The 13,049-nt window shown below is 37.2% G+C and carries 10 protein-coding genes and 1 pseudogene; 2 read left to right on the plus strand and 9 right to left on the minus strand.

Translation table 11 applies throughout. The features are described from left to right. Positions 1-417: 417 nt before the first annotated feature. Positions 418-1,137: pseudogene (locus tag DM800_RS12990) on the minus strand (DUF6359 domain-containing protein); the annotation flags it as partial. Positions 1,138-1,378: 241 nt separating this feature from the next. On the opposite strand from DM800_RS12990, the gene DM800_RS12995 reads away from it, so the two are divergent. Further along, on the plus strand, positions 1,379-2,731 hold the full coding sequence (locus tag DM800_RS12995) for a DUF4026 domain-containing protein (protein WP_147786945.1): 1,353 nt from the start codon (positions 1,379-1,381) through the stop codon (positions 2,729-2,731). A gap of 56 nt (positions 2,732-2,787) precedes the next feature. On the opposite strand, the gene hemY is transcribed toward DM800_RS12995, so the two are convergent. The 4 genes from hemY to DM800_RS13015 all read right to left on the minus strand — a co-directional run bounded on the left by hemY (position 2,788) and on the right by DM800_RS13015 (position 8,532). After that, positions 2,788-4,209: a protoporphyrinogen oxidase gene (gene hemY, locus DM800_RS13000; RefSeq protein WP_147786946.1), complete on the minus strand. Its 1,422-nt coding sequence runs from the start codon at positions 4,207-4,209 to the stop codon at positions 2,788-2,790. A gap of 19 nt (positions 4,210-4,228) precedes the next feature. After that, positions 4,229-5,164 (minus strand): ferrochelatase, encoded by a 936-nt coding sequence (gene hemH / locus DM800_RS13005; protein ID WP_147786947.1) that lies wholly within the window; start codon positions 5,162-5,164, stop codon positions 4,229-4,231. A gap of 14 nt (positions 5,165-5,178) precedes the next feature. Next, positions 5,179-6,225, minus strand: a complete 1,047-nt coding sequence (gene hemE / locus DM800_RS13010) for a uroporphyrinogen decarboxylase (protein ID WP_000252609.1) — start codon at positions 6,223-6,225, stop codon at positions 5,179-5,181. Positions 6,226-6,414: 189 nt separating this feature from the next. Further along, positions 6,415-8,532: a transglycosylase domain-containing protein gene (locus DM800_RS13015; protein ID WP_147786948.1), complete on the minus strand. Its 2,118-nt coding sequence runs from the start codon at positions 8,530-8,532 to the stop codon at positions 6,415-6,417. 127 nt (positions 8,533-8,659) lie between these two features. Between DM800_RS13015 and hmoB the strand changes: the two genes are divergently transcribed. Further along, on the plus strand, positions 8,660-9,163 hold the full coding sequence (hmoB, locus tag DM800_RS13020; RefSeq protein WP_000644084.1) for a heme-degrading monooxygenase HmoB: 504 nt from the start codon (positions 8,660-8,662) through the stop codon (positions 9,161-9,163). Positions 9,164-9,352: 189 nt separating this feature from the next. On the opposite strand, the gene DM800_RS13025 is transcribed toward hmoB, so the two are convergent. The 4 genes from DM800_RS13025 to DM800_RS13040 form a co-directional block, all read right to left on the minus strand. After that, a complete protein-coding gene (locus DM800_RS13025; protein ID WP_097890506.1) occupies positions 9,353-10,771 on the minus strand; it encodes a PH domain-containing protein in 1,419 nt (472 codons plus the stop codon). Next, the gene (locus DM800_RS13030; protein ID WP_097890507.1) at positions 10,764-11,240 is read right to left on the minus strand and encodes a PH domain-containing protein; all 477 of its coding nucleotides are present in this window, start codon (positions 11,238-11,240) and stop codon (positions 10,764-10,766) included. Before DM800_RS13030 ends, DM800_RS13025 begins: the two co-directional genes overlap by 8 nt. 219 nt (positions 11,241-11,459) lie before the next feature. Then, entirely contained in the window at positions 11,460-11,756 is a 297-nt protein-coding gene (locus DM800_RS13035) for a protoporphyrinogen oxidase (RefSeq protein ID WP_088082716.1), read from the minus strand. Positions 11,757-12,007: 251 nt separating this feature from the next. Continuing rightward, a complete protein-coding gene (locus tag DM800_RS13040; protein WP_147786949.1) occupies positions 12,008-12,856 on the minus strand; it encodes a hypothetical protein in 849 nt (282 codons plus the stop codon). Positions 12,857-13,049 lie beyond the last annotated feature (193 nt).

Genomic DNA, 13,049 nt, shown 5'->3' on the forward strand with positions numbered 1-13,049 from the left:
GGCGCAATTCCTTAGCCAGTTCTCTTATGAACTTCTCATGTTTTCACATGAGCGCAGACTATATGTTTATCTCTTTAGAGATAGAGGATTTTTCCATCACCATAGGCTTGTGATGTACTCTCGTCAGTTATACGAGATAGTCGTTGAACGTTCATCTTATCCATTTTGACTTAGATGATTCGAGGCGGAAGACCCATTATTCTAGTGTTTAGGATTTAACCTTGCACCATCTGATTGATTTTTTCTGCTTTCGCAACATTCACGCTCACCATTTCTAGCCACGTTGTAGTTCAATCAGCTTTAGGGATTGCCCGCAGTTAACCCTCACTACTAGCCAATCACTTGACTAGCAGGGCTTACTGATATAATTAATTAACTTTGGTTATAATTGGTTAAATAAATCGTAACAGTTAATTACCCTTGAATATCATGAATACGAACTGGTTCATTATTTACGATAATAAATGAAAATGTTGAAATCGCTGAAGAAGTAAGCCCTTCTTTCTCTGCAATTGCTTTAATCACACTATTTTCATTCACTACAATTTGTCCGTTATAACGAACACTCTTATTTGTAGGGTTAGAGCCATCTAACGTATAGTAGATTGTTGCTCCTTCTGTATTCGTTGTTAATGTTACCGCTGTGCCCTTCGCAACTTCTCCGCTACCAGGCGAAGCTACTACATCGCTAACACGGTTTTGTCCTTCCCCTTGAAACTTATGAGCCGTTACTGATTTTAAACCTGGGCTACTAAAATATAATTCAAGCGTCCCTGTTAAACTAACTTTCTTCCCGATATTTTCAGGATGATCTTTCACGTTTACTGCCGCTCTCACATCACCTTTCGGCAACTGAACAGGCATGATTTTGTCTGGATTCGTTTCATTTGGCGAATCGGCAATTGCTACGTTTGTATCATCAAACTTAGCCGGATCTTTCGTGTATTTAGAAGGACTTTGCGTATATCCAACGATATACCCTTCCACTATCCCCTTCGTTTTCCCTTGCTGTTTAAATACTTGAATTGCTTTTTCTACTGACATAGAAGTATTTTCTTCTGCTTGTACTAAAGTTCCAGTAAATGAAAGCAATAGTATGAATGATAAAAAGACACTTAACAATTTCTTCACAGCCATTTTCCTCTCCCTATTTCATATTTTCTCAGCATTTCTATCATATCAAATGATTCGTTATATAGAATGGTATTTCGACAAGTTTTACAAAAAATTAATCTAATTTACTCGTTTTCAAACTACAATACAAAATAATAATTTTACACCTTCTATGAATGCACTCTATAATGTTAGAGAGAGAAAACAGAAAATATCGAAAGTTCATTGGCATGTAAAATGGATTCATTTGAATAGGAGTGATTGGATGGAAGTGCAAACAGAAACATACCGCGCAGCTATGAATGGAACATTAGAACGTCATTTTTCAGATATGATTGCCGTTATACCTACTAGAATTACAATTGAGCAGTTAAAACAACGGCTAGAGACTATCTCTACTAAAGTGGATGAATTAAAAATTATTTACAGTGATGAGACAAGCCTTATTGTTGAGTTACATATGGATGAAACAATCATACCGTATGAACTGCATATTGATGAAACGAGCGATCCAGAAGAATATAAAATGTACAATAGACAAGATTCTACAATCGTAGATCGTCATTTTGAAGATGCTGCTTATGGAACTGAAATTTTCACTCGTACGCTATTTGTAGGCGATGTATTGGACTGCTTTTTCCAGCAGTTACAGTTTTTATGGCACCTCGCTCCAGATTTGTTATTTGTAATCGATTCAAGTGCCGCAATGAAAGTGATATCTAGAAGCTATATTGAATATCACGTTGAAAATGAATTATTACCTGACATTCCTGACTTGTATGTTATTCATTCTGTTTATGAAGACGATAAAGAAGGTGAGCCTACGCAATATTGGTTTCATACACATGGCCTTTTAAGAGCAGGCGTAACAGAAATAGAATTAATTATTCCAAATCGCATTTCGTCCTATTACGGCATTGGTGATCTCTTTCAAACATTTGCTAATAATGCCGTTGAGAATGGACAAGTCCCTATGAATGAGCCTATCGTGATCGCGCATAGTCAGCAAGGTTCTATCCATACAGTAGCTGTTCCTTGGGAAAAGGGATTATCTTATATTGGGCATAAAACGAGTATGGATCAATTGTCTTCAATCGAGGATGAAGAAGTGAAAATACAACCAATAGATGCACAAAACGTATTCTTAGGCGGGATGGATGACCGAGATGAATACCATCAATCTCCGTCCGTTCTTTTATTCAAATTTAATACTTTAGAAGAATATATTGAAAGTTTTTTCAAAGAACACGAGGAAGCTACAGGGCTCATGTTCTATAAAACAAATAGTGAAACCGATCGTATGGCTTACAATGCGAAGAATACTTTCGGGTATTTCAGCAATATTTTTCACATTGAACAATCAAATGAAGATTTTCGTTTCCTCGCTAAGTTTGGTGTTTCCTACGAAGAAGGAAAAAGTGAACATATGTGGTTTGAAATGCAAAACATTACGGAAGATTTCATTCAAGGAATACTCATTAATGAACCATATTTTATAAAAGATATGAGTGAGGGAAATAGTTATCATTTAGAGTTTGAAAACTTAACAGAATGGGTTATTTATGCGGGAGATGCTGTTATAAAGCCAAATAATTTATATATATTTATTGGCGAATAAGTATTTTATATAACAAACGAAACGCCTTCAATATGATTGAAGGCGTTTCTTATATTTTATTGTACGAGTAATTCCGTCTCCATTACTTTCTCCAAATGAGATAGTACACGCTTTGCGGCTTTCTCACCTTGATCAATACAGTCCGGAAGACCAGAACCAGCGTAAGAACTACCTGCCAAGTATATACCTGGCAACTCTTTCTCCATAAATGCTGTGAGTTTCTTCATTCGCTCGTTATGGCCTACTGTATATTGAGGCATTGCTTCTTTCCAGCGGCTTACGACTGTAAACTCTGGATCTTCTGTAATATCCATCGTCTTTCCTAAGTCTTCTAGTACGAGCTGAACGAGTTCCTCTTCTGTTTGTTCTACAACTGCTTCATCACCAGCACGACCGACGTAACAACGAAGAAGCGTTTTTCCTTCTGGCGCTGTATGTGGCCATTTTTTATGTGTCCACGTACATGCTGTAATTGTGTAGTCGCTATTTCGAGATACGACAAACCCTGTGCCGTCAATATCGCGCTGAATGGCTGATTGCGGGAAAGCCATTGCCACATTTGCAACTGATGTAGACGGAATGTTGCGGAAGAAACGAAACTGCTTGTACTGTGCAAACATAGATGGCAATACTTTATGTGAGCTTGCCACTACGACCGCGTCCGCTTCTATTTCTTTTCCGTTACTAAGAGTAATCGTGTAAGCATCACCAAGTTTTGTAACTTTTTCAATGCGAGTTCCCTTTATTATCGTACCTTCATGTATCTTTGCTTCGAGAGATTCTACTATAGATTCTAAACCTGTTTTCACTGTTTGGAAGATTCCCTTTTTCGGTTCAGATTTCTCTTTTTTCGGAGCAAGCGTACGCATACCGAGTGAAATACTGCGATGTTTCTGCTCAATTTGATACATTTGCGGGAATGTTGACATTAAGCTCATTTCATCAATATCCCCTGCATAAATACCCGATAGTAATGGTTCTATTAAATTTTCAACCACTTCGTTGCCGAGGCGATGTCTGAAAAAATGCCCGAGTGATTGGTCAGATACTGGCTTTGATCTCGGCATTAATAGATCAAAACCAGCTCTTAGTTTACCAATTGGGGAGAACAGCCTGGAAAATAGAAACGGCGTAATTTGCGTTGGAATTCCCATCATCGATCCGCTCGGCATTTTATGTAACCGATTGTTTACGAGGATAAATGATTGACCGGCCTTATTATTTACAAGTTCATCACCAAGACCTAATTCTCGCGCCAGTCTAGAGGCACTTTCTTTTCGTGCTAAGAAAGAATCCGGTCCGCGTTCAATTGTAAATCCATCTTTTCGAACGGTTTGAATTTTCCCGCCAAGTTTACCAGATGCTTCTATAAGTAATGTATCGATCGGCAAGTTCTTGTCATGAATATCTTTTTGCAAGTTATACATTGTTGTTAATCCTGTGATGCCACCGCCGATGATTACAACTTTTTTCCTCAAGCATGCTCCCCCTTTCTTTTTACAATACAGATTCTTTTTTCTTTAATACAACATCTGTTAAGCAATCAATAAATGCGTCCGATGCATTTGGCATTTCTGGACGATAATATTTCGCGCCAATTTCATCTGTCACAACTTTACACTCAAAGTCGTTGTCATATAAAACTTCTAAATGTTCCGCAACAAATCCAACTGGTGCGTATACGAATGAAGTATAACCGTACTTTTCATTTAATTCTCTCGTTAAATCTTGTACATCTGGACCAATCCAAGGATCTGGTGTGTTTCCTGCACTTTGCCAACCTACTGCATAGTTGGCTACTTCAGCACCTCTTGCAATATAGTCAGCTGTTTCATTTAATTGGTCTGGATATGGATCGCCAAGCGCGATAATTTTTTCTGGTAAGCTATGTGCAGATACGATTAATACTGCTTTTTCACGCTCTGCTTCTGACATACCGTTATATATACCTTTCACTGCATCAACCCAGTACTGGATGAATTTCAGTTCTTTATACCAGCTATCAATGCCGTGAATCGTTAAGTTTCCAAGTTTCTCAGCTTCTTCTTGTGCTCGCCCTACATAAGATTTCACGCTAAATGTAGAATAGTGCGGCGCAAGAACAAGTGCGATTGCATCTTGTATACCGTCGTTATGCATATCTTTCACTGCATCTTCAATGAACGGTTCGATATGTTTTAAGCCAAGATACATATGATACTCTACTTCATCTTGTACTTCATTTAAACGCTTCTCTAACTTTTTAGCTTGCTCTAATGTAATAGTAGCTAAAGGAGAAATACCACCAATTGCACGGTAACGCTCTGTTAAATCTTCTAGCATTTCAGGACTTGGCTTTCTTCCTCTACGAATATGTGTATAGTAACGTTCAATATCTTCTTCTTTATATGGCGTTCCGTATGCCATTACAAGCAAACCAATTTTCTTTTTCATACAGCAATGCTCCTTTACTTCGCTAACTGCCCTTTAGAGTATTCATGAATAAATGTAGTTAAACGTTTTAATGTATCTGGATTTACTTCTGGGAATACACCGTGTCCTAAGTTAAAGATATAACCTGGCTGCTTCATCCCTTGATCTAAAATACCTTTTACATGTTCTTCAATAACAGACCATGGCGCAAGTAAGAATGACGGGTCCATATTACCTTGTACCGCCTTATGAACGCCGCGTGCACGTGCCTCTTCGATCGGTAAGCGCCAATCTAAGCCTACTACATCAAGTGGTAAGTCGTGCCATTCATTTACTAAGTGTGCAGCTCCTACGCCGTGCATAATCATTGGAACACCCATCGGGCGAACTTCTGCAAAAATACGCTCCATTGCTGGTTTAATAAATACGCGGTAATCTGCTACATTTACTGTTCCAACCCAAGAATCGAAAATTTGAACCGCTTTTGCTCCTGCGTTAATTTGCGCTTTTAAATATGTAATAACCATATCTGCTAGCTTATCCATTAATGCGAACCAAGCTTTCGGCTCTGCATACATGAACGCTTTCGTATTATGGTAATTGCGAGATGGACCGCCTTCAATCATATAGCTCGCTAATGTAAATGGAGCTCCTGAAAAACCGATTAACGGTACGTCTAACATTTCTGTCGTTAATAAACGAATCGTATCTAATATGTACGGTACGTCATCTTCTGGATTGATTTCCCCTAGTTTTTCTACGTCTTGTAAAGAACGGATTGGATTATCAATAACTGGGCCAATACCTGATTTAATTTCTACATCCACACCAATTGCAGGTAGTGGTGACATAATATCTTTATACAGAATTGCTGCGTCTACGTTATATTGATCAACTGGTAACTTTGTAACGTAAGCACATAACTCTGGATTGTGTGTAATTTCAAATAAAGAATACTTTTCTTTTATCTTTCTATATTCCGGCTGCGAACGACCTGCTTGACGCATATACCATGCTGGTACATAATCAGTACGTTCCCCCCTACATGCTTTTAAAAATGTCTCATTTATAGTTCTTACCAAGACCCTTGCTCCCTTCCTTGCCCATGCTTTTGCTCTAAATACGTTCTATTCCGATATTTATCTTTTTTTACTATACAGCTTGTAAAAACAAAATGCATAACATTATGTACGTTGTTCATGAAATTGACACAAACATTCGTAAAACCGCTTACTATTTTCACAACATTCTTATTATAGCACAGAGAAAAACTATGGTTTAGCTACTTTTGACTTTTCTCCTTCACGTTTCGTTTGTGTGTTATATGGTACAACGTAAAAACTCGGTTTTGAAAAGATGTTAACGAACTTTTCCTCATATTCTCCGGCACCATTTACAGTGCCTACATGCGTATGAACTCCGTTTTCCACTCTATAAATACGATACATAATTCTTTCATCTGGAAGTGGTGTCCAGCTTAATTTTGCTTTAAATAAACCGAAAGGGCTAAACGCTAATTTCATTTTCACATCTTCAATCTTGCGCAAACGAATCGGAGCACCGATTGTTTCCACACCTTCTGGTTTCATAAACAGCTCTTTCTGTTCTACATTTGCCTTCGTTAAAATTTTCTTAAACAATTTCGTTGCTGACGCACTTTCTCCTTGCAACTGATGCTCTTTATCCGTACGGTCATAACCAATCCAAACAGCACCTACTAAATTTGGTGTATAGCCGACGAACCACATATCTCTAGCTCCATTATCGTCATTTGACAAGGAAGTTGTACCTGTTTTCCCAGCTAACGCCCCGCTATATACACCGGCTTTCGCTGTCCCTTCCTTTACAACTCCTTCTAACATTTTCGTCATATACCACGCCGTTTGTTTCGAGAATATTTTCGTTTCTACTTTTGGCGATTCTCCAATAACTGCACCGTGTCTATTTAACACTTTATCAATAACGTGCGGCTCAATAATAGCACCATTTGCTAAAAACGCACGATACATTTTTACAAGATCAAATGGTGAAACACCATTTTTCAATCCGCCAAGCGCTGTACTTAACCCTGCGTCTGCAATATGAACATTTCCTTTCTCTAAATATTGCTTTCCTTCTTCTACCCCTAACTCATTTAATAAAGAAACTGCCGGCACATTTGCTGACTCTAAAATCGCATCGTACATCGTCATTTCTTTCGAATATGAATGGTTATAATTTCGAGGTTCATAGCCTTCAAATGAATTTCTTTCATTCGTCAATAAAGAATATGGATTATACTTTTTCGTTTCAAGTGCTGGCGCATAGACGATAAGTGGTTTTAGCACAGAACCCGGCTGTCTTTTTGCGAAAATACGATTAAAGCCTCTCGGGACGTACTTTCTTCCACCAATCGCCGCCTTAATTCCGCCCGTACGATTATCCATTAATAAAAATGCACCTTGCGTCCCCTCTTCTTTCCCAGGGAAATTCCGTGCATCTTGGAACTGGTTATACGCTACCTTTTGAATCTTTTCATCCATCGGTACGACAAACGTATATCCTCCGCGCAGTACTTCTTGATGAGACAATCGGTATAAACGAGCTGCTTCATCTATAACCATATCAATATACGGCATATATGCGAGTTCATTCTCATCTAAGTTTTTGTAAAGAGCAATGGTCTTTCCTTGATAACGTACGCTATCTTCGGCAGTCAAATAGCCTTGTTTATGCATAAGTGACAATACGAGATCACGGCGCTCCTTACTCTTCTCTGGAGAGAAATAAGGTGAATATCCATTTGGTGACTTCGGAAGACCTGCAAGCATCGCTCCTTCTTCTACTGTTAAATCTTCTACATTTTTATTAAAATACAACTTTGCTGCTGCTTGAATACCGTAAGCCCCATGCCCAAAATAAATATGATTCATATACATTTCAAGAATTTGTTGCTTCGTATATTTTTGCTCTAATTGAAGGGAAATTGCGACTTCCTTCAATTTACGCGTAACTGTTTTTTCACGAGTTAAAAAAACGTTTTTAGCGAGTTGCTGCGTAATCGTACTACCGCCTTCGACCTTCTCTCCAGCTAATGTATCTTTATAAAGAGCACGGAATATAGACGGATAATCAATTCCTTGATGCTCATAAAAACGAGAATCTTCCACCGCAATAAACGCCTGCTGGACATGCTTTGGAATTTGCTCGACTGGTACGAGATCTCTATTTTCTACATATAATTTCGTAATCTCTTTCCCTTTCTGGTCAACGATACGTGATGAAGAGTGGAAAACGAGCTGCTTTTCATCCATCATATAGCCACCAGCTAACACAATAAGTTTATAAAGTACAAGCGCTAATACTAGCGTTGCGAATCCACCTAATAAAGTCCACTTTACTTTCTTCATACATCGGCCTTCTTTCCAAATGATGGTACATTTATTATTTGAAAAAGAAGTATCTTTATGTATATAATCTTCGAAGTTTTTTAAGAGAGTTGATATAATAGAAACAAACCATTAAGGGGGCATTAAAATGAAGGCTATTATTTCATACGAAACACCTCTAGAACAAGCACATTTCACTGCAAAAAATAATGAAAAAGATATGTTTTATAAAGAAAATACAGAAGAATCAGTAGAATCAGCGCTTCAATATGACGTACTAGACGCTGTTGGAGAATTTAAAGGACAACCTGGCTATATCGTTTGTAACAACATTTCTGTAACAGACGAAGGTCGCCCAGTATTTGAAAACCGATTTAAAAACCGAGCAGGCCTTATTGAAAACGAACCCGGTTTCCAAGCAATTCGTGTTCTACGCCCATTAAGTAACGATACATATGTCATCTTAACGATGTGGGAAACGGAGCAAAACTTTAAAGACTGGACAGAATCACGTTCATTCGAAAACGCTCATAAAAAACGCCCTGCACAAGCGGAAGGACAAGCTCAGGCTCAGGCGCATCCACATGCAGAGCAGCAGAAAAGTATCTTCTCTCGTCCGTCATTTGTGACTACTTTTGATGTGTTAGTTTAAGGATTTTTGTACTGTGGTTTCTCCAAGGCTGCGGTACATGAAATTATATCAGCGATTTTTCGAATATATCGGCGCAACTCGAAATATATCAGCGATTTTTCAGATATATCAGCGCAACTCAAATTATATCAGCGATTTTTGAAATATATCGACTTATCGACAAATCACGACACAAAAAAGGAAACACCGTTACGCACCGGTGTTCCCTTTTTCTTTATACCAATTATATATGCGAAGTGCGTCTTCTTTTTGCATATGCTTCACTTTATATTTATGTCCCGCTACTGATACGACCGCTGTACATAGCTCATCTTTCTTTTGAAAATACGATTGATTGTATCCTACTGCTTGAACGTGCCTTCTTCGCATGATCCCCGTATATTTCGCAAGACCACGGTATACCATGACTAACTGATTGTCTCGTATCATATATCCGCCACTTGTATACCGAGCGTATGCAAGTAACGTAAATGCGATAAATAGTGGTATTAGCGTGAATAACGCCATATTTTGTTTGAAATATATACTCGTACCGATGATCGGCAGTGCGAGCACAGCACTTGTAATCCAGCCCATTATTACGTAACGACGTAATGCAGCCTTCGGTAAATGAACGATTTCCTCTTCCATTTCATACGGTAACTGCAAATATGTAAGTAACTGCTGGACATCTTTCTTTTTCATAAAAGGATGTAACATAACTTCATTTCCAGCTGCTTCTATACTTTGAATGACTTCCACTTCGACAGAGCAATAACCGAACGGCTGACGAAGAATGCCTTCTTTCACCGTAATTGCTTGAATGCGGTGTAATTTTAAAACAAACTCTTTCTTATCAAATAACCCTTGCACGATGCGAACTTCATTTCCGTTTCGCTCTATTTTAAAGTTCGCATATTTTAACGCATAGCCAGCTGTCGAAACGACCCACGAAACCGCCATTAAAATCGCGGCCATAACGATTAATTCATATACACCGTTATCCATCACATACGCTTCCACTTTATTTATGAGCCATTCTGGAAGAAATTGATTAAACTCTGTGTAAATAAGAAGTAATCCTGAAAACACTAATCCGAATCTACCAGACGTAATGGAAGCTGCTAAAATCTCTTTCATCGTTAACTGATAAATCGTCTTACTTTCTTCTGCCATGGGTACTTCTTCACTCGCAGCGCTTCTTTTTTTATTTAATAAAGCAATCAGTTCCTTCGCTTCATCTTCTTTAATACCAGCTAACATCATTTCCGGCTCACTACCGCCGCCTGCTACTTCTATATTTAATTTCGTCAGTCCGAGCACTTGATAAATGATGTTAGAAGACGTACTAATATTTTGCACACGTTCTTTATTTAAGTAACTTTCTTTCTTCACAAAAACGCCGTGTTTAATATGTAAAATATTATTTTCAACCCAATACACTTTGAAATACCATTTTATAGCTGAGAAAATTGCCATAATAAATAATATGGCCAAAAGAACAAGATGAAAGAAATACCAAGGTTTCACTTGACCATCTGATCGAAATAAAACAAGTAAAATAAAAGGCAATAAACCCGCAATTCGAATACCTAATAAAATTGTGATCGGATGTTGCCTCTTATACATCCTCATCACTCACTTTCGCAAGTTCTCCAATTTGTCTTTTCAGCCGCTCTGCTTCTTCCTTCGTTAAGCCTGGAATACTATGAGAAGTTGCGGCTGTTGAAATATGTAATTCTGCTAAATTATACTTTCTCATAATTGGGCCTTGTTCAATCGTTACGTGCTGCACACGCATCATCGGAATAAGTACGCGTTTTACAACGAACATTCCCTTTTGAATCTCAATCTCTTCTTCATTTAATCTGTAACTATAATAACGTTGACGTAAATTTGGAAACACAAAATAATCAAGCGGGATAAATGTAATAGCTCCTGTTACTAGCAAGCCAAACAACCAGCCCCACCAGTTAAAATTGATCATAAAAAAGAAATACGCAATTACGACTGCTAGTATAACTGCCGCCCCAATTAAAGCGTGGATTCGCCACACTTTCAGCATATTAGAATGAATCTCCCTTTCTAACGGCTGCATCTCATCACTCCAATTATATGAATGTATTAATTATATATTAGTTGGCATATACATATTTGTTAAATTACCCCACGTTAACGGGCAGTAAAACTCCCAAAAAATTTCAGCTGGAGCAAAGAAGTTAGGTGGGCGATCAACTGCCCGTAAACGTCCGATTGGTTCAACTAATAATCAGTGGGAATGAATCTCCCACTGATTAAAGTTTCACTTTATAGTTTTCTACATCGTATCCATTACTTCTTTAAAATTCCCTTCATTAATCGAATACACTTGAAACTGAATGTAATCTATTTCATTCGTATTCGGACGGGCATATGGCAAAATGTTAAATTTAGAAGCAGATCTTCCTAACATATCTACAATCATTAGAGAAACGTCAATATATTCGAAGTCTACACGGAATACTACTGCTTCTCCCGTAAATTCATAATCTTTAATCGCATCATAAGACTTATTCGCACTAATTAACATTACTTTTAGTAGTTGGTTCAAATTTTCCGGTTTAAAATTAATCATATACGCAGCTCCTTTTTTTCAATAAAACACTATGAAAACAGTGTAATCTTATACTTTCATAGCTTTACACATCAATTATATAAAAAATAAAGCTAGTTTTTTATATATTTTTTGATATAATTACATACGGGAAACGGGAAGAATTTTGTCTTCCCTTGTGTTTTTATTTGCATCTAGTACTTTTGCTAGATGCTTTTTTTTATGCTAAAAAAGGTACCCTCATATACTTTGAGGATACCTTTTTCATCGATTTAGTGCATTTCAATAATCGTACCATCTTCGAATACTTTGAATACGCCAGTAAATCCTGATCCAGCTGCGCCTTCTATTTTATATGTCGTACGCACTCTAATTTTATAATATTTCTTTCCATTTTCTACTTGTGTATCTTCTAGCGTGTAATCATATTCTTCTTTATATTCATTTTTGATATATTCTTTAGCTTTCTCAAAAGTAAATGCATTTTGATTCTTTCCTGTCTCAGTTTTTCCGTTCTTTTCTGTTACTACCTTTTGATTCGTTACTACATTTGTTTTTTGTGCCTTCACTGCTGCTTCACTCTTTGCATTTTTTTCTTCTTCATTAATTTTAGTAACTAATCCTACTGCTTTTTTATTATATTCTTCAAGGTTCTTATTATCTTTTGTTTCTGCAACTAACTTATTTAATATCTCTTTCGCTTGTGCATAATTTTTCTTACTTATTAACTCTTCACTTTTCGCCAATTGCTCACTATACTTCTTTTTTTGTTCTAACACAGCTAGTAATGCTGTTCGTTCTTCCTTTGCCTGCTTTATAAGTGTATTATTCCCATCCTTCATGTTCTCTACTTTTTCAAATGACTTGATTGATTCTTCTACCTTTATTTCTTCTTTTAACTTCACTGCTTCAATCATTATTTTCGTTTGTTCTACAAGCACCATTACATCTGAATCGTCTTGTTTCTCATCTAGCGCTTTTTCAAATGATGATAAGGCATTTTTATATTCTTTATTCGTTAACGCGGTCTTCCCTGCATCCATTTCTTTTTCAAAATTCCCATTACTACATCCAGCTAACATTAAACATGTAATTCCAATTACCGTTAATAACTTCCTCATTCTTTCTCCCCCTATGTGTTCCTAAAACAATAACAGCATATGTATAAAAGTCTGTGTAGTAATTAGACTGAAAGTAAATATGTACTGTACATTTCATTTACTATCATTACTTAAAACACCTAAATAGTTGGTATTTGTTTTTCTTCTTTTAAGACAGAAAGGAATTTTAATAATGTGCGTAAAGCTCTCACCA

The sequence above is a fragment of the Bacillus sp. AY18-3 genome (assembly GCF_008042305.1).
GTDB classification, from domain to species: Bacteria; Bacillota; Bacilli; order Bacillales; family Bacillaceae_G; genus Bacillus_A; species Bacillus_A wiedmannii.